18 protein-coding genes are annotated in these 16,733 nt (G+C 41.5%); 9 read left to right on the top strand and 9 right to left on the bottom strand.

Annotation, left to right across the window (positions count from 1 at the left end):
* Window positions 1–58: 58 nt before the first annotated feature.
* Window positions 59–2,308 (bottom strand): helix-turn-helix domain-containing protein, encoded by a 2,250-nt coding sequence (locus G4V62_RS02730; protein WP_165199220.1) that lies wholly within the window; start codon window positions 2,306–2,308, stop codon window positions 59–61.
* 265 nt (window positions 2,309–2,573) lie between these two features.
* On the opposite strand from G4V62_RS02730, the gene G4V62_RS02725 reads away from it, so the two are divergent.
* Window positions 2,574–2,945: an Hsp20/alpha crystallin family protein gene (locus G4V62_RS02725; RefSeq protein ID WP_165199219.1), complete on the top strand. Its 372-nt coding sequence runs from the start codon at window positions 2,574–2,576 to the stop codon at window positions 2,943–2,945.
* Window positions 2,946–3,117: 172 nt separating this feature from the next.
* Here the strand turns inward: G4V62_RS02725 and menC are convergent, their stop codons facing one another.
* Both menC and G4V62_RS02715 read right to left on the bottom strand, forming a co-directional pair.
* Window positions 3,118–4,251 (bottom strand): o-succinylbenzoate synthase, encoded by a 1,134-nt coding sequence (menC, locus tag G4V62_RS02720; RefSeq protein WP_165199218.1) that lies wholly within the window; start codon window positions 4,249–4,251, stop codon window positions 3,118–3,120.
* On the bottom strand, window positions 4,248–4,880 hold the full coding sequence (locus tag G4V62_RS02715) for a uracil-DNA glycosylase (RefSeq protein WP_165199217.1): 633 nt from the start codon (window positions 4,878–4,880) through the stop codon (window positions 4,248–4,250). Before G4V62_RS02715 ends, menC begins: the two co-directional genes overlap by 4 nt.
* A 102-nt stretch (window positions 4,881–4,982) precedes the next feature.
* Between G4V62_RS02715 and G4V62_RS02710 the strand changes: the two genes are divergently transcribed.
* The 3 genes from G4V62_RS02710 to G4V62_RS02700 are packed head-to-tail and all read left to right on the top strand — an operon-like array spanning window position 4,983 to window position 6,947.
* On the top strand, window positions 4,983–5,405 hold the full coding sequence (locus G4V62_RS02710; protein WP_165199216.1) for an HIT family protein: 423 nt from the start codon (window positions 4,983–4,985) through the stop codon (window positions 5,403–5,405).
* 57 nt (window positions 5,406–5,462) lie between these two features.
* A complete protein-coding gene (gene serC / locus G4V62_RS02705) occupies window positions 5,463–6,551 on the top strand; it encodes a 3-phosphoserine/phosphohydroxythreonine transaminase (RefSeq protein ID WP_165199215.1) in 1,089 nt (362 codons plus the stop codon).
* A 15-nt stretch (window positions 6,552–6,566) separates the two neighbouring features.
* The gene (locus tag G4V62_RS02700) at window positions 6,567–6,947 is read left to right on the top strand and encodes a YtxH domain-containing protein (protein WP_165199214.1); all 381 of its coding nucleotides are present in this window, start codon (window positions 6,567–6,569) and stop codon (window positions 6,945–6,947) included.
* A 370-nt stretch (window positions 6,948–7,317) separates the two neighbouring features.
* On the opposite strand, the gene G4V62_RS02695 is transcribed toward G4V62_RS02700, so the two are convergent.
* From G4V62_RS02695 to G4V62_RS02685, 3 genes are read right to left on the bottom strand one after another with little or no spacing between them, the layout of a single operon-like run.
* Entirely contained in the window at window positions 7,318–8,292 is a 975-nt protein-coding gene (locus tag G4V62_RS02695; RefSeq protein WP_312855420.1) for a glycine betaine ABC transporter substrate-binding protein, read from the bottom strand.
* A 50-nt stretch (window positions 8,293–8,342) separates the two neighbouring features.
* The gene (locus tag G4V62_RS02690; protein WP_165199213.1) at window positions 8,343–9,191 is read right to left on the bottom strand and encodes an ABC transporter permease; all 849 of its coding nucleotides are present in this window, start codon (window positions 9,189–9,191) and stop codon (window positions 8,343–8,345) included.
* A complete protein-coding gene (locus G4V62_RS02685) occupies window positions 9,157–10,374 on the bottom strand; it encodes a quaternary amine ABC transporter ATP-binding protein (protein ID WP_165199212.1) in 1,218 nt (405 codons plus the stop codon). Before G4V62_RS02685 ends, G4V62_RS02690 begins: the two co-directional genes overlap by 35 nt.
* A gap of 414 nt (window positions 10,375–10,788) precedes the next feature.
* On the opposite strand from G4V62_RS02685, the gene G4V62_RS02680 reads away from it, so the two are divergent.
* From G4V62_RS02680 to G4V62_RS02660, 5 genes are all read left to right on the top strand, one after another.
* Window positions 10,789–11,244, top strand: a complete 456-nt coding sequence (locus tag G4V62_RS02680; protein WP_165199211.1) for a GbsR/MarR family transcriptional regulator — start codon at window positions 10,789–10,791, stop codon at window positions 11,242–11,244.
* Window positions 11,245–11,548: 304 nt separating this feature from the next.
* Complete coding sequence (locus G4V62_RS02675; RefSeq protein WP_165199210.1) at window positions 11,549–12,094, top strand: HTH-type transcriptional regulator Hpr; 546 nt, start codon at window positions 11,549–11,551, stop codon at window positions 12,092–12,094.
* Between the two features lie 316 nt (window positions 12,095–12,410).
* On the top strand, window positions 12,411–12,953 hold the full coding sequence (locus G4V62_RS02670; protein WP_165199209.1) for a DUF3267 domain-containing protein: 543 nt from the start codon (window positions 12,411–12,413) through the stop codon (window positions 12,951–12,953).
* Window positions 12,954–13,070: 117 nt separating this feature from the next.
* Window positions 13,071–13,259: a hypothetical protein gene (locus tag G4V62_RS02665; RefSeq protein WP_212508640.1), complete on the top strand. Its 189-nt coding sequence runs from the start codon at window positions 13,071–13,073 to the stop codon at window positions 13,257–13,259.
* Between the two features lie 136 nt (window positions 13,260–13,395).
* Window positions 13,396–14,310, top strand: a complete 915-nt coding sequence (locus G4V62_RS02660) for a peptidylprolyl isomerase (RefSeq protein ID WP_165199208.1) — start codon at window positions 13,396–13,398, stop codon at window positions 14,308–14,310.
* A 110-nt stretch (window positions 14,311–14,420) separates the two neighbouring features.
* On the opposite strand, the gene G4V62_RS02655 is transcribed toward G4V62_RS02660, so the two are convergent.
* From G4V62_RS02655 to G4V62_RS02645, 3 genes are read right to left on the bottom strand one after another with little or no spacing between them, the layout of a single operon-like run.
* Window positions 14,421–14,639, bottom strand: coding sequence for a sporulation YhaL family protein (locus G4V62_RS02655; RefSeq protein ID WP_165199207.1), 219 nt, complete (start codon window positions 14,637–14,639; stop codon window positions 14,421–14,423).
* A 56-nt stretch (window positions 14,640–14,695) separates the two neighbouring features.
* Window positions 14,696–15,646 (bottom strand): 3'-5' exoribonuclease YhaM, encoded by a 951-nt coding sequence (gene yhaM, locus G4V62_RS02650; RefSeq protein WP_165199206.1) that lies wholly within the window; start codon window positions 15,644–15,646, stop codon window positions 14,696–14,698.
* A gap of 27 nt (window positions 15,647–15,673) precedes the next feature.
* Complete coding sequence (locus G4V62_RS02645; RefSeq protein WP_165199205.1) at window positions 15,674–16,219, bottom strand: GbsR/MarR family transcriptional regulator; 546 nt, start codon at window positions 16,217–16,219, stop codon at window positions 15,674–15,676.
* Between the last annotated feature and the right edge of the window lie 514 nt (window positions 16,220–16,733).

The following is a 16,733-nucleotide window of genomic DNA, read 5'->3' as shown; positions in this document are numbered from 1 at the left end:
AAATTTAGTTGATAGACAGGCAGTTTCACATTTCATGTGATAACGATCACTAAGGTCACTATGGATGTGTCGTCGTTTTAGACAATTGCATTTGTCTGCGAAATTGCCCTGGTGTCAGATCTGTTGTCTTTTTAAACTTCCTTGAAAAGTTGGCGACATCGACGTAGCCCACTTCTTTGACAATGTCTTTCACTGACAAATCGGTCGATATCAGTAGTTCCTTCGCCTTTTCTAAACGAAGCTCCCATATATACGTAGTAAAGGTCGTTCCTGTCCATTCTTTAATCAGTCGACTAATGTTTGTTTCCGTTAATTGAAAGACACTGCCGACTTTGTCTAAGCTTAAGCTATGGTCACAATAATTCGCATCTATAAAATCCATCACTCGCTTCAAGTCTTCTTCCTTTTTCTCATGCAGTGTTGAGCGGACGATTTGACATAGCTGCACTGTATATTCTTGCAGAGCAGATTCAAGTTCATCAATATTTTGTAATGAAGTAAGCTCGTTTACAGATGTTTGCATCGCAATCCCTTGTTCATGAGCAGTCCTTAATACGAGGTTAATGACATCATAGTACATGCACTTAATTAATGCTGGATCTAACTGGGATGTCCGCAAATGGGTAAACATTTCCGTTAAGACCTTACTCGCCACCTGACTTTCCCCTGCTGCAATACTTTGACTAAGCTTCACATGATACTCTTTTGAGTACCAAAGATCGAGCTTTGAATTTCGTCCCATTTCTTTGAAAAAGACAATCTGCTCCCCTGTCACTTGTCCATAATCTAAAGCACTCATCGCTTCAATAAAAGATGAATTAAAGTCCTCAACAGCTGCATGTGTATTTCCAATACCAATCACTGGCGCTTCAGTCCACCCGTCCATCAGAGCCTGTTGGATATTAGAAACGACCTCCTGCTGCAGACCTTTGTCTTGTTTATGAAGCTGTACCATGTAAGCAACACATTGGTCGTGAACAAGCTCCACAGCGTAAGCAAACGCCTTCTCCAATTGAATATGCTTCAATGGCCCTCGAAGTAGCGGATCAATTTCTTTATCATGGGCTGAAACGATCATTACAAAAAAGCCTTCTCCGTCCAATTCTATGCCATGCTGCTTAAGAATCTCTAAGGTTTGTTCTTTATCGGCATGATCCCCTTTTAGAAGCTCCAAAAAACATTGCTGTAATACAAAGGGTTCTTGTTTGTCATATTGCTTTGTCAACATATCCTTTTCATCAAACACCCATTCGATCATCTCAGCAAGTCTGGAAAGCTCATTTTTATGTGAATGACGCATCGGACGTACAAGTTTTTGCTGAACAAGATTTGTTAAATGACCAACAGGCTTATAATTTCTAAGAGACAGCAAAAATGAAGCCAGCATGCCAACTAGCACTAACCCAAGCCCTTGTAATAACAGTGACCATTTCAAAGTATCAAGTCCGCTGAAAAAAGATTTCTCTGGAATTGCAGTCATATATGACCACTCCGTCCCTGGCGTCTTCACCTTCATGACAGAATACGATTCATCAAAAAGTTGTGTTGTAACGACGCCAGTATTAGTCGCCAGCATAGGCTGCAACACGGTATCAAGATACCCGTTTTCCATCCCGCGATTCACTTCAGACAGCACGTTCCCATCCCCATCTGTAATGATGACCGTTCCTTCAAGCTCTCCAAGCACATCATCCATACTTTGGGTGATGTGATGCTGATTCACAAAGTACATGACAACACCGTGCTTTGAAGGTGTGTTTGGCGGTATTGGATAGAGGAATGCCATCATGCTGTTATTTGGCTGATAAACTTCACGGGCCGCATCAGAAAGAACAGTCGGCTTATTAAGCGCTTTCATTTGCGACTCAAAAATATTGGCATTCCAACTTGAAAAAAGGTACGACCTTTGAAAAAAAACGTCTAACGAGTTCATCCCTTTGGATGAAAAAATTTTGTTTTGATTTGGATAATACAAAAAAATCTCTTTAATCATCGAGCTGTTTACTCTATACTTTTCTAGCTCTTCCCTTGCTTCAAGGCCATAATATGAGTGATTGACCATATATGGGGTCAATCGTTGGTCATAAGCAATTTGTGTTGATATTTCTCTTAGTTCTTCAACACGAGAGTCGACAAACATTTGCAGTTGCTTTAGTTTATCAACATTTGAATTCTCAATCGTAGACTTTAACTCAATGACCGACTGCTTATATAGTGAGCTCCCCATGACAAGAAACGGCACGAGAAATATCACAAGATACGAAAGAAAATATTTTAAGAAAAGCTTCGTTTTCCATATCTTTCTCATTTACCTGTCCCCCCCACATTATTTTCAACAACAGCTCTCACTTGATTAAAGTAAGAAAGGAAGCTCATCATTTTTGTTATGTATCAACACATATCTTTTATAGACTACGTTTAATCATACCATATCAATTTAGATTTTTATTCTATTTTTTTACTTATCATGATTTTAATAACGAAAAAGGTCGCACAACATGGAATTTCCTGGATTGATGATCATAGAAAGTTTAGGTACACTTGCTTAAAAGATAACAAAGGGGGAAATGATTGTGGGTCATCGTTTGATAAAGTCTGCAGATCGCAATCAGACTGAGGGAGGGCTCGGTCAAATAGAAACAAATATTCAAACACCGCAAGGTCCTTCTACACAAAAAACCAGTGTGCTTGATACGAAGGACGCGTACGTCATTGAAATTGATATAGACGAAGAATTCCATGAAATATCTGTGAACGTCGATGCGCATACGATTACTTTGAGCGCAACGTGCGTACACCCTACTTTAGAAGATGAACAATGGCAAAAAGTATTTTACTTTGACGATATATTACCAGGTCTCACGGAAGCCATTTACGATAACAATGGATTAATGCTGATTTTGCCTAAAAAGCCTTCGCAGGATCAGACGAGGTTACTGCAATAATATAGACAACGTCTCAAAATGACGTTGTCTCAGTCTGCGGAAACGCTTTTTTCCGTCGCTCTTCCTCTCATGAAAAGGCTTGACTCATTTTGGCGCTTAGATGAACAAGCGATGTCAATTTAGGCTGATAAAAATGACTGTCAAACTAACTTTTCTCCCTTATAAGCCGCCGTTATTCACCCATCACCTTAAAAACGTCCACCGCCTCGCGCTTTTTTTCCAAATTGGCTTGATTGAGTTGAAAACCAATCCCATACCGATCATTCGGAACCTCGACAAATCCTTGCTGTACAACAATTTCAGGAGCAATAATATCTTCTGTCCAATAATGCGAAGAACTTCCTAAATCACCTGGAAGTGTTACGCCGCTAATGGACGCCAATGCTACGTTATGTGCTCTGCCAACGCCTGCTTCCAACATCCCCCCACACCAAACTTCAATGTTCTCTCTTGCGCACCGCTCAATCATTTGCTTCGCTTGGGTAAGTCCTCCAACACGACCAATTTTAATATTCAATACTTTGAAACTGCGGAGTGTTATCGCTAAGTCTACATCGTGAAGTGTTACAATACTTTCATCGAGGCAGACAGGGGTATCGATGACTTCCTGAAGTCTGGCATGACTCAAAAGATCATCATGAGCAAAAGGCTGCTCAATCATCATCAATTGATAGTCATCCAGCTGTCTGAGCCGGTCTTTGTCCTTCCACGTATATGCAGAATTGGCGTCGGCCATAAGTGGAAGGCTGGGGAAAGATTCTCTAACCGCGCGAATGATCTCAATGTCAGCCCCTGGAGAAATTTTTAACTTCACACGATGATAACCGTCTGCCATTTTTTTCTCGATCTCTTGTAACAGCTCACGTGTCGTTTGTTTTTGACCAATGGCTACACCAACACTCACTTTAGAGCGTTCTCCTCCTAAGCATGCTGAAAGTGACGTCTGCTGTTGCTTCGCATAAAGATCCCACACTGCTCCTTCCAACGCAGCAATCGCCATTTTATTGCGCTTTACACCAGAAAAAATAGTAGTCACGTCTGTCGGGTGCTGCACGGTTCCTTGCTGGTACGCCATTTGGAAAAGAGGCCACAAATGTTTCTTTAACACGACTGCCGCACTTTCAACAGATTCCTCAGTATAGAAAATGTGTGGTAGAGCGACAAGCTCTCCATACCCGGCGTTACCTTCACGGTCGATAAGTTCTACAATGACGACGGGCTTTTCCGCAACAGTTGATGTATGCGTTACAAAAGGATTTTTCAAGGCCATTCGTACGTAATGGAGTTTCATAGCTTGAATGTTCATTTTGCGTCGGACTTCCTCTCCCTAAGAGACTTAACCTGCTTCCAATCTAATTGAATCTGCTCTTTAAGCGCCGGGTTATGCAGAGCGGCTGCGGGATGATACATCGGTAGTAACGTGTAACTTTTTTTACCCATCTTGAAATGACCGCTATTTTCATCATACATTGACAGCGGAACATGAAGCAGCTGACCATGAAGCGCAGAAATGTTCTTCGTCATTCCTGTCAGCCTGCGTAACGCTACATTTCCAAGCGTGATGATCATTTCTGGTTGGATCAACTGAACGTGCATATCCAACAAGGGTGCATGAGCGATGATTTCTCCTTTTGACGGCGGACGGTTAGGTAAGTTCCCTTGACGGTCACGCTGTCCGTTTTCTTTGTATGGACGACTTCTCACAACACTTGTGATGAACATGTCTTCTCTTGTTAACCCAGCGATTGCAAAACAATCATCTAAGAATCGACCTGAACTCCCTGTAAACGGCTCCCCTGTTTTCATTTCTGTTTTCCCAGGTGCCTCTCCTACGATTAATATCTTGGCTGAAACAGGTCCATTCCCTGCGACGAACCCTTCACACGGAAACGGAGATATCCTTTCCTTCGCTTTAGCGATGAACTCTTCGACCATACGTATTCTCCTTCACATCATTGTAAGACAGCTTTAGGCATCCAAAGCAAACTATGATAAAATATAGTTAGCGAACATTGACAAAGAAAGGACGGTAATTACATGAGCGATCAGTGTATTTTTTGCAAAATTATTCAAGGAGATTTGCCTGCTGCAAAAGTGTATGAGGACGAAAATGTATTTGCGTTTCTTGACTTGAGCCAAGTAACAAAAGGGCACACACTCGTTATCCCTAAAAGCCACCATAAAGATATTTACGAACTTCCAAAAGACGAAGCAGCCCAATTGTTCTCAGTTGTTCCAACCATCGCATCGGGCATTGAAAAGTCATTCTCACCAATTGGTTTAAACATTTTAAACAACAATGGTGAATCGGCAGGACAATCGGTCTTTCATTACCATTTGCACCTCATTCCCCGCTACGGAAAAGGGGACGGCTTTGGAGCGATTTGGAAAAGCAGCGAGAGTCAATATACTCAAAACGACCTTGCTACAATTGCAAAAACAATTAAAGAGGCGCTGTAATCCGCTAACTATTGAATAGTTAAAGCCCCGATGCAGTAAAGAAAGGACACAGGACACATGAGTACACCTACCTACAATTTTAACGCAGGGCCAGCTGCTCTGCCAAAAGAAGCTTTACAAAAAGCCCAACAGGAATTTATGGATTTTAATGCAACGGGTATGTCGGTCATGGAGCTTAGCCACCGGAGCGACGATTATCGACAAGTTCATGACGAAGCAGAACATCTACTGCGTGAATTAATGGACATTCCTGCAGAATATGAAGTGCTTTTTTTACAAGGTGGAGCAAGCCTCCAATTTGCGATGTTGCCAATGAACTACTTACATTCCGAAGCAACGGCTGACTATATTGTCACGGGGTCCTGGTCTAAAAAAGCTGTGAAAGAAGCGACACTTTTTGGTAATACCCATATTGCGGCCACTTCTGAAAATAGCTTGTTCAACTATATTCCAGGAGAACAGGAAATTCAACTGTCAGAGAGCCCTGCTTACATCCACTTAACATCAAATAACACGATCTATGGAACACAGTGGCAAAGATTTCCAGATACTTTACAGACCGCGCCACTTATCTGTGACATGTCGAGTGATATCCTTTCAAGACCCGTCGATGTAAGTTCATTTGCAATGATCTATGCAGGCGCACAAAAAAATTTAGGTCCTTCAGGCGTCACTGTCGTCATTCGTCGTAAAGATTGGATGCCTGTGAACGAAGCAGTTCCAACGATGCTAAAATACGAAACACACGCGAAAGCACAGTCTTTATTTAACACGCCGCCAACCTTTGCAATTTATATGTTAAAGCAAGTTCTGCAATGGGTAAAAGATCAAGGAGGCGTTCAATCAGTTGCTGCTGTCAATAAGCAAAAGGCTATGCGACTTTACAACGCCATTGAAGAAAGCAATGGGTTCTACACAAAGCATGCAGCTACAGGCAGTGAGTCTATGATGAATGTCACCTTCACCTTAAAAGACGAAGATACAACAAAGTTATTTTTACAGAAAGCTAAAGAACAAGGCTTTGTCGGCCTTGGCGGTCACCGTTCAGTGGGTGGGTGCCGAGCGTCTATTTACAATGCTGTACCGCTTTCTTCAGTCGATGCTTTGGCTGAATTTATGAATGACTTCCAGAAAAACCACAGTTAGAAAGGAGCACATTGGATGGGTAATAAAACAAAATCTTTTACGATAGGCTTTTTAATAGGTGGCATCGCCGCAGGTGCTTACACATTACTAAATACACCTAAATCCGGAAAGCAGTTACGCTTTGACGCGAGAAGGTCTGCGGAAAATTGGAAAGAACAACTTGAAGAAATCAAACACGAGGCACGAGAGCTCGCTCAACAAATTCAGCATACATCGAAAGAAAGCATGCAATCGATCAAAGATGTGGCTGCTGAGCTCCAAGTCAGTGTTGAAGAATGGAGACAATCCGTCGCCCCTCATCAGAAAAAAATCCAAAAAGAGCTTGCTGCTATTGAAAAATCAATGAAAGAGCTGGAGGAAATGTCTCAGCCTCCCTCTTCTCAGCCCTACTCATAAGGTACAAACATGAAAACCCCGTCCTCGAGCAGACGGGGTTTTAGCCTGTAAAAAAACACTTCCTTTCACTGTATCGCTTGCTCGCTTATTTGAGTATCCCCCGCCTAGACTGACAGCAAGCTGATAAAAGTTAAGCGAAAGTAATGCTCAGTTAACGAGCTACACAAAAATTCACTTTCGTCCACATTAGAGCAAACAAAGCTCGATAGGGCCGAAGACCTTAATCATTACTATTCATATCCATTTTCGAGCCACCATTTGTTCATCTCAAAGCTCACATTGTTTGCTTTTGTTCCGCTAAAAAGAGTGCAGACAAAGTCTTAAAAGACTTGATCTGCACTCTGCTCTTCATAGGTTATATGGTCAATTGTTATTCAGCTGGCATCAAGTCTTCAATTGAATCAATATCCATATAAGAAGGAACCGCTAATCCAATGCTTGCCCCTTCTAAGTTACCACCTAAGTCGACAATTTCATCGCCGAATTGGTCAATATACTGACCGTGAGTTACAGGTAACCAAGCTGCTACTAGACCATCACCTTCTCCTTCAGCAAGACCGCTAAACATGAACTGTGGCTGTAAGGATGTTAGCGTGACATTGAAACCTACGTCTTCAAGAACGGTTTTAACGACATTCGTAGACGCCACTTCAGACACCCACGTCACGTAAAGAAGCTCAATGTCTTTGCCGTCAACTTCTTCTACGCCTTCTTTCCATTCAGACACTAACTCTTCGTTTTCATCTACCCACGTGCGGGCCGCTTCCTCAACTGGTGTTCCTTCCTCAACAGCGAGCATCACTTCACCCATATCATCGAGCGTCCAATTAAACTGATCAAGAAGTGTATACGCATTTGGCATATCTTCTTCTAATCCTTTACGAACCATCGTATGGATCGTTTCATCCTCACCGAAAACCCCTTTTGGATCTTCTAAATATTTAATATCAAACTTTGTAAATTTCCAGTGCGGTTGCCAAGCCGTTACGACGATCGGCTCTTCATTTTCAATTGCTGTTTCTAGGGCCTTCGTCATCGCTGCACCTGATGAAGATTGAATTTCAAAGTCTTCTAGACCATATTCTTCAATTGCTGTTTGTGTGGAGGCCATCACGCCTGCACCAGGGTCAATTCCTGTAATTGTATAGTCCAATTCTTCAGCAACATTTGTACTCGTCTGCTCTGTAGTGCTTGCTTCCTCGGAAGTTGAACTAGAAGAGCTTGATTCTGACGATGATGGTGTTGTTCCGCTTGCTTCCTCTTGAGAGTCGCCACCACCGCCACAGCCAGCTGCGACGAGTGTTAGTGATAATCCTAATGTCATACCAACTTTTTTCCAGTTCACATTAAACAAATGAAACTCCCCTTTTAATTTTAATTATATTGTTCAAACGATTAAGCTCGTTTGGAACTATTTAGCTGTTGGGTAATCCGGTCTAAAATAATGGCCAAAACAACAATCGCCAATCCAGAGGCAAAGCCGACGCCAGCCTGGTTTCTAGTCACCGCTTCAAAAACAACTGGTCCGAGACCTTTAGCCCCAATCATCGCTGCGATAACAACCATCGATAGCGCTAGCATGATCGTTTGGTTAACTCCTGCCATTATGGTTGATCTCGCCATCGGCAGCTGTACTTTAAATAATTTCTGCCCACCTGTCGATCCGAAGGCGTCCGATGCTTCAATAAGCTCTGTAGAAACACCTCGAATACCGAGATTTGTCAGCCGGACCGTCGGTGGCATTGCGAATATCACCGAGGCGACAATACCAGGAACCATTCCGATGCCAAAAAAGGTCACAGCAGGAATTAAATAAACAAAGGCGGGCATCGTCTGCATAAAGTCAAGAATCGGGGTGAAGACACGCTGCACTGACTCACTGCCAGACATCAATATGCCAAGAGGAATACCGATCAAAATTGAGATGAAAGTCGTGACGAGCACGAGTGCTAATGTTGACAGCATATTTTCCCAATAGCCAATACTAATGATGAATACCATGCCGACTAGTATAAATACCGGGAGTCCAAAACCACGTTTATTTCCCGCGAAATAAGCGATCGCCATGAATAGGATAATAACGAGCCATGCCGGCATCCAATTTAATAAATCGATAAGAGCTGTCGTTGTCACGTCTAATGTCGAGTCAATCGGACTGAAAATAAAATCTAGATTGTCTTCAGCCCACTCAACAATCGCTTTAATCCATTCAGCCAGAGGAAGCTGCGGTATCCATTCCGTCATCTTCTCCCACCTCACTTCCTGCCAGGGCAGCCAGTACGGCGCCACGAATCACGATTCCGATCAATTTGTCATCGCGAACGACCGCTAACGGTACTGGCGAATCATAAATCGTTTCAAACAGTTCATTTAATGATGTATCTGGAGCGACAACCGGCGCATCGGTCGAGAGAATCTCTTTTAGCGTAAGGTTGTTCTGCACACCTCTCGCAGCATCCTCTGCTGTGACATACCCCATGAGTTGTCTTTGATTATTCGTCACAAAAATACTGGAAATCCCCGCTTCGCGAATACGCTGTAGAGCGACACGCGGACCTGCTTTTTCTCCGTTAATCGTCTCTGGTCTCTTCATGACGTGTTCTGCTGTAAATACTTTTGAACGATCTACATCTTCTACAAATCGTTCTACATAATCGTTAGCTGGAGACATCATAATTTCTTCTGGCGTTCCAATTTGTACAATCGAACCGTCCTTCATTAATGCAATTCGATCACCAATACGCAGCGCCTCATCTAAGTCATGAGTAATAAACACGATCGTTTTTTGCATCTTTTGCTGTAAATCGAGCAATTCATCTTGCATATCCTTCCGAATGAGGGGGTCAAGTGCCGAGAAAGCCTCATCCATTAAGAGGACATCAGGGTCATTCGCTAAAGCACGTGCTAACCCTACACGCTGCTGCATTCCTCCCGATAACTCGTCAGGATATTTTTCTAAGTAGGCGCCAAGACCAACCAAATCAAGAGCGTTTTTCGCTTTTTCTTCACGTTCCTGCTTTGGCAGCCCTTGGATTTCGAGCCCATATTCGGCATTCGCCAATATTGTCTTATGAGGGAAGAGAGCGAATTTTTGAAAAACCATTCCAAGCTTTTTCCTTCTCGTCTCCCGAAGTTCAGCCTTGTTCATTTTTGATAAGTCGTCATTATCAATCAAAATGCTGCCCATCGTCGGTTCAATCAAACGATTGATTAATCGTATTAACGTTGATTTACCACTACCGGACAGGCCCATAATGACAAAAACTTCCCCAGCTTCTACATCGAACGTTGCTTGGTTGACACCGACGGTCATACCCGTTGCCTGCAAAATCTCATCTTTATTCTTCTCTTGTTCGAGAAGCTCAATGGCTTGCTTCGGGTGTTTGCCAAACACCTTCGTCAATTTTTCCACCTTAATTTTCGGCATTCATGCCACCTCACTTTTCTTAAAACCATTAAGGTATTTGCTTCGACGCCGCCAATAAATCATATAGCGATCGAAATAGTCACAATTATTCAATTGACCCTAACTCCTTTTTTCATTGTCTTACACTCTACAAACTATACAGGCTGAACTTGTTTATATCAAACAGTATAATTAGTACTCACAGTCTTAATTTTTTGTTCAGTTTAAACTGTACAAAATATACATCGTCATGCTCCTATTTTCGGCAAATCCCTCCTAAATCCTTATAAAAACCTGCCTTTCACCTTGTCACTTTGTTCTGTAACATAATAAGGGACATACGTCACACCATTTACTAATTTCAGCAAAATCAATATGTTCTAAATCCTTATCATTTATTTTTTATCAATAGACGAATAATATAGGAGGCTTATCATGGAAAAGAAAACTGCCTCAGAATTGTTTCAAGTATACACACAATGGATTCAAATTTATGGACTTACTACTTCTGAAGCAAGGGTACTTAGTCGTCTATATATAGATCAAGAACCAAAATCGACTGATGACCTTAGTTTTTCTCTCGGAATGAGTAAAACGACCGTCAATAAAAATTTAAGAACGCTCGCCCATATGAATATGGTCCAAAAAGTCTGGGTGAAAGGGTCGAGAAAAGACCACTTCATTCCCGAACAGGACTTATACAAACAGTTTAAACATGGGATGACAGACCCATTATTGTCGCATATAAAAAAACAGCAGGAAAGCCTCATACAAATTCAAAAGCATGGTCATTACTCTGATTTAGATTGTCAAGTTAAGACATTGGCACATTTTTTAAAAGTGACTCGTAAGCTTATCGAGGATTTAGATCACGGGATGACGAAGTCATAGCAAATCACATACTTACTCTCTCCACATTTAGCCTACCTGCTAAGCAATCTCATCAAAATAATACAATCGATATCGCCGAATTGATTATTCATGAATATTAATTAACATGCAAATGATGTGATGCTTTAACTTTCATTAGCAAATATCGGTTCCCGCACCCTATATTTACACAATACGTTTCTGTTCCCACGCCTTAACGCGATGATGAGATGAAAAATAATGAATTTTTATTCATCTCCTCTTTAACTTTTTTATTTTTGTGGCATAATAGTATATAAAGATGAGGGGGGCTCGAGGCGGACTAATGAAAGAAATAGAAAAAACCAACGTTACAGAAGCGCTATTGTTCAGCCATCGGGTAGCGCAATTAAGCAAAGCCTTATGGAAGTCGGTTGAAAAAGATTGGCAAGCTTGGCTAAAGCCTTTTCAGCTCAATATAAATGAACACCATATTCTTTGGGTTACCTATCATTTGGACGGTGCTTCGATATCTGAAATTGCCAACTTTGGCGTGATGCATGTGTCCACCGCATTTAATTTTTCTAAAAAACTAGAAAATCGAGGGTATTTATCATTCTCAAAAAAAGAAAATGATAAGCGAAATACGTACATTCAATTAACCGAGCAAGGTGCTTCACTCTTTGAAGAAACGATGCATGCTTTTAACCCGAATGAGTTTGCGATTTACACTGGTGCCGAACCTCTTCGCAACGTATATGGTAAACATCCCGAGCTGATTGAAATTGTCAGCATCGTCCGAGAAATTTATGGTGATGATTTTATGCGTATATTTGAAGCATCTTTGCAAACTCATCATTTAAACCGTTCAACGCCGGCCACAGTCACTTAAAGTCAAGGGTGTGAAACAGGCAGGTGTTTAACCGTAAACGGAGTGCAGATAAAGTCTAAAACGACTTTGTCTGCATTTTTTTATGCCCCTCTCCGAATTGCAAATGATTAGGGTGTAAAATGTTCGTTCACTAGTGAAAGGATGCGGTTCATTCCCAAACAACATGTCGAGTTTTTTCAGGTTATTTAACACGATTGTAAACATTTAATATCAGATTCATATTGTTTTAAAAAAAGGGTTGTAAAAACCAGTTAAACACGCTACATTATCAAGGGTTCTATCTAAATGAGACTTCTTTTTATGGGTGGTGAACATGATGAATTGCTGGAAAAGTATTAACCTTGAACATGAGTTTGGCAGCAAGCGATTGCGGTTATTAGCTAGTGTAACGACTATTTTTGCTTTTATTTTGCTGTATCTCCCCATTGATTTGCTGATCAACGTTCCACCGCAGGATGATGCGCTCGTTCTATTCGCCGCACTTCTTTTGACACAACCGTTGCATGTCGTGCTCCACTATTTGCCGTTTCGCTTTGCTAAACAAAAAGCCGGCGTCTGTATTCAATGGGTTCATCGCTTTCCGGTAGTTCAAATGAAGTATCCGCGACAAATCACTAAACCCTTAATGGTCTCTTCCTTATGGGCACCAACCTTTATTGGAACACCGATATTGTTTAGCTTGATTTTGCTTTTCCCGCAATATGCCCACTTTATTAGCATGGCGGCCGCTTTAAATATTGGGTTAAGCACAACGGACTATGCCTATCTGATCGCAATGTCGCGTGCACCGAAACATAGTGTCATTGAAAAACACAATGAAAATTATGAAGTATTAATTCAAAAACAAAGCCCAATGTAAGGTTGCGCTTTAACCTTATATCTTGTTGAAAATACACTTCGACCGATAGACAAGACTGTATCTTTTTTTGTTTTTTTGCTATGGTAAACGTATGCTTCGATTGGAGGGAGTCTTTTCATGTTATGGCTGTTTTTTATGTTCACACTTTTTGCCCTGCTCATTCTGTTCTGGATTAATACACTCACGAACTCCCTTGTCACGCAAAGGGAAATCCCTGATGAGCGCCAACAAAAAGTGTTCCGTACCATTAATGTTCTTATTACTATATTGTTGGTTTCTTCTTATGTTGAGGTTTTACTAGCATAAAGATATGTTCTCACACGCCTTTCTCTATGAAAGGTGCTTTTTTTCCAATTGCTCGCTTGAAGTACAGTAGAAAAAATGGTTTAATACTCGTTAGGGAAGGGAAAAGATATTATTCCATGTTTAGGAGTGTACGTAGATGAAAAAAGTATTTGCTTCGGTCGCACTTTCGACAAGCCTCCTTGCTCTCGCCGCCTGCAATAACGGTGATGATTCTGAGGCAACTGCTCCGAATGGAGGAGACGATTCACAAGTCCTTGTCGAGATCGACGGCGCACAAGTGACTCAGAATGAACTGTACGAAGCGATGAAGGAACAGGCTGGGAAACAAGTGATGCAGCAGCTTGTGACCGAGAAGATTTTAGATAATAAATACGACGTCACTGACGAAGAAGTAGATGCGGAGTTTGCTCGTCTGAAAGAAGGCTTTGAAGACGAGGAAACGTATGAGCAAGCATTAGAACAATCCGGACAATCTGAAGAAGATTTGCGTGATGAAATTTATAGCTTTAAGCTTCAACAAAAAGCACTAACCGACGGTGTTGAAGTGGCTGAAGAGGATGTTCAAACGTTTTACGATCGTATGGGAACACAGGTGAAGGCAAGTCATATTCTAGTTGAAGATGAAGAAACAGCGAATGAAGTTAAAGAAAAATTGGACAACGGTGGATCATTTGAAGAGCTTGCTAAGGAGTATTCAACAGATGGCTCTGCTCAGCAAGGCGGCGATCTAGGCTTCTTCGGTCCTGGACAAATGGTAAAGCCGTTTGAAGATAAAGCTTATTCACTAGAGGTTGATGAGATTAGTGCGCCTGTTGAAACAGAACACGGTTTCCATATTATTAAAGTTACCGAGAAGAAAGACTCTGAAGAAGAGGTTGAAGCTTTCGAAGACATGAAAGAAGATATTACGATGCAATTAAAATTAAGTAAAGCTGATCCGATGAAGGTGCAGGAATTAATTAACTCAGCGAAAGAAGATATTAAATACAATGATGCCTTTTTTGAAGGACTCTTTGAACAAAACCAAATGATGATGCCACCTGGTATGTAGTCGTATAATAGTCCAGTACTTAAAGAAGGTAGCGTTGCAGCTATCTTCTTTATCTTAAAAACTGGCTACTGGTCATATCACGTATAAAAAGCTGATCCGCTTTTTCAGGATCAGCTTTTTTCGTGTGCGTCGGTTTTGTTCAATGGCAACACCGACTCCACATGCTCGCTTCTTCGTCTTTTTTCTTCTTCAAGCCGCTCAATATATTTTTGTCCTTCTTGTTCAATGTACGCTTCATTTTGTTTATCTTCTTGTCGACCTGTTCGTAAAATCATTGTCGCACAAAACAAAATCCCTGCTAACAAACCGTATAAAATGAAGGATTCCATCCGTTACATCGCCCTCCTTTTATGACTTGTCTTACTCTATGAGAAGGGCGTTTTAATTATGATTCATTCTCTGTAGATGGTTTATAAAATTTACGATTTTCCATAGGAAACAAACGTTCCGTAAATTCTCCAGGCTTCGTCCGTTCCAATGCCCGGTCCATAATATTCATTCGAGCGTCGATATTATCAATGTAATGAAGAATTTCCGCTTCTCGAAGCATCGGTGGCTTAGGACTTCCCCACTCTCCCTTACTATGGTGAGAAAGCACGAGATGCTGCAGGAGTGTAACCTCTTCGGCTTGAATGTCTAATTCAAGCGCTGTTTGTGCAATCTCATTAGCCATTAGAGAAATATGCCCTAGCAGGTTTCCTTCAACGGTATAAGTCGTACTGACAGGACCTGAAAGCTCTGTTGTTTTTCCAAGATCGTGCAAAATGACACCTGAATACAAAAGATCAGTGTTCAGACTCGGATAAATGCCCGAAATCGCTTTAGCTAGTCTGAGCATATGTACAACATGATAGGCAAGCCCAGATACGAATTCATGATGGTTTTTTGTCGCTGCTGGATATTCAAGAAATGCCTGTTGATGCTTTTTCACAAGATGTCTCGTAATTCGTTGTAAATGCGGGTTTTTCATATCAAAAATATATGATGTGATCTCATCCAAAAGCTCATCCTTTGATTGAGGGGCAGTTTCTAAAAAGTCCGTCACGGAAACACCATCTTGGGGTGTTGCAGGACGAATTTTTTTAATTTTTAATTGTTGGCGACCTCTATAATTCGTCACCTCGCCAAGAACTTTTACAATGTTCTCCGCATGATATGTTTTTTCTTCTTCCGCCCCTGTATCCCAAAGCTTGGCCTCAATCTCGCCGCTTTTATCTTGAAGCATGAGCGTTAAAAATGGCTTTCCATTGCTCGCTACGCCTCGCGTAGAAGACTTAATTAATAAGAAATCCGAAAATTGCTCCCCAACTTCACAAAATGTTACGCCTTTCTTCATGACCATTTCCCCCAGACTTTACTCCGTTTAGCTTGGCGGCTCTTTCGGCACAAATTCAAAAATTTCTCCACTCTCCATTGTGACAATCAACCGTAGAAGCCAGCGATAATAGCTCGCACCGTAATTTAATCGCTTTAAGTCTTCTTCAATATGACTAGCGAGCACGGTGTCCTCTGTCTTTGCTTGAAGCTCCTTGAGCACTTGCTCTGCTTCATTCAGCTCTTCTAAGTTTTTTTCAATGCTTTTTCTCCAGCGTGCGGAAAATAAAGCTGTAAAAGATTTATACCAGTCTTCTTCAGACGTATACAAATCTTTTCGTACCCCGCGCTTAAATACAGGCTCAACCATCTTTAAATCCATTAGCTGTCTAACGCCTGTACTCATGCTCGTCTTGCTCATGCCGAGTGCGTCCCTCATGTCATCCAAAGTCATAGGTTCGTCTGAAAAATATAAAGCGCCATACAGACGACCGACAGACGGGGTAATTCCATATAAATTCATATTTTTAGCGATGATATGAATAAATTGTTCTTTTGTTTGCTCATATAGGTACCAATCTTTTTCGGCAGTCATGCACTCATTCCTTTCTACAGCGGACGGGGCCACCTGCCTTCCGGACAGAGCACTTCTGCCCCCCTCATCATTCCGCCATTACACCACTCGCCTGGCTTTTTCTTTCAAGTTACCCGTCCATCAATTACTTCACACATTTCTAATCGGCTTTCATGTGCCTTATAGATAGCATGTACTTTGTCCTCAAGGTATGAAACACTAATGTTCATTTTATCACGGAACGTTATTTAACGCACTCGCAATCGAGAACCTATAGCTTCAATTTCATTCGTCAAGTGCACCTTATCTTCATGTATACCCAAATCATCTCTTATTTAAAAGATAGCCTTCGGAAAGCTCCTTTCAGAGACGCTTGTACAATTGTTTCTTCTCATCCCTCTTCTCTGTGGATGAGCTTCCGTTCTTCCATTCAAGACTTTCGTTCGCTTTACACTTCAGATGAGAAAAATTATTACAAAAACACATGTTAAATGTTGTCTACAATTCTAAGAGGAGGACTTTTAAAAAAGCCCTC

Source organism: Litoribacterium kuwaitense (assembly GCF_011058155.1).
Classification (GTDB): Bacteria; Bacillota; Bacilli; order Bacillales; family DSM-28697; genus Litoribacterium; species Litoribacterium kuwaitense.
The sequence above is the reverse complement of the archived record's forward strand: the minus strand, read 5'-3'. Positions and strand labels throughout refer to the sequence as shown.

What these genes read in the sequence shown, in the direction of transcription:
- G4V62_RS02645 (WP_165199205.1), bottom strand. Translation starts at nt 16,219, where the DNA reads ATGACTGCCGAAAAAGATTGGTACCTATATGAGCAAACAAAAGAACAA.
- G4V62_RS02675 (WP_165199210.1), top strand. Translation starts at nt 11,549, where the DNA reads ATGAAAGAAATAGAAAAAACCAACGTTACAGAAGCGCTATTGTTCAGC.
- G4V62_RS02680 (WP_165199211.1), top strand. Translation starts at nt 10,789, where the DNA reads ATGGAAAAGAAAACTGCCTCAGAATTGTTTCAAGTATACACACAATGG.
- G4V62_RS02690 (WP_165199213.1), bottom strand. Translation starts at nt 9,191, where the DNA reads ATGACGGAATGGATACCGCAGCTTCCTCTGGCTGAATGGATTAAAGCG.
- G4V62_RS02730 (WP_165199220.1), bottom strand. Translation starts at nt 2,308, where the DNA reads ATGAGAAAGATATGGAAAACGAAGCTTTTCTTAAAATATTTTCTTTCG.
- yhaM (WP_165199206.1), bottom strand. Translation starts at nt 15,646, where the DNA reads ATGAAGAAAGGCGTAACATTTTGTGAAGTTGGGGAGCAATTTTCGGAT.
- G4V62_RS02655 (WP_165199207.1), bottom strand. Translation starts at nt 14,639, where the DNA reads ATGGAATCCTTCATTTTATACGGTTTGTTAGCAGGGATTTTGTTTTGT.
- G4V62_RS02670 (WP_165199209.1), top strand. Translation starts at nt 12,411, where the DNA reads ATGAATTGCTGGAAAAGTATTAACCTTGAACATGAGTTTGGCAGCAAG.
- serC (WP_165199215.1), top strand. Translation starts at nt 5,463, where the DNA reads ATGAGTACACCTACCTACAATTTTAACGCAGGGCCAGCTGCTCTGCCA.
- G4V62_RS02665 (WP_212508640.1), top strand. Translation starts at nt 13,071, where the DNA reads ATGTTATGGCTGTTTTTTATGTTCACACTTTTTGCCCTGCTCATTCTG.
- menC (WP_165199218.1), bottom strand. Translation starts at nt 4,251, where the DNA reads ATGAACATTCAAGCTATGAAACTCCATTACGTACGAATGGCCTTGAAA.
- G4V62_RS02710 (WP_165199216.1), top strand. Translation starts at nt 4,983, where the DNA reads ATGAGCGATCAGTGTATTTTTTGCAAAATTATTCAAGGAGATTTGCCT.
- G4V62_RS02715 (WP_165199217.1), bottom strand. Translation starts at nt 4,880, where the DNA reads ATGGTCGAAGAGTTCATCGCTAAAGCGAAGGAAAGGATATCTCCGTTT.
- G4V62_RS02685 (WP_165199212.1), bottom strand. Translation starts at nt 10,374, where the DNA reads ATGCCGAAAATTAAGGTGGAAAAATTGACGAAGGTGTTTGGCAAACAC.
- G4V62_RS02660 (WP_165199208.1), top strand. Translation starts at nt 13,396, where the DNA reads ATGAAAAAAGTATTTGCTTCGGTCGCACTTTCGACAAGCCTCCTTGCT.
- G4V62_RS02700 (WP_165199214.1), top strand. Translation starts at nt 6,567, where the DNA reads ATGGGTAATAAAACAAAATCTTTTACGATAGGCTTTTTAATAGGTGGC.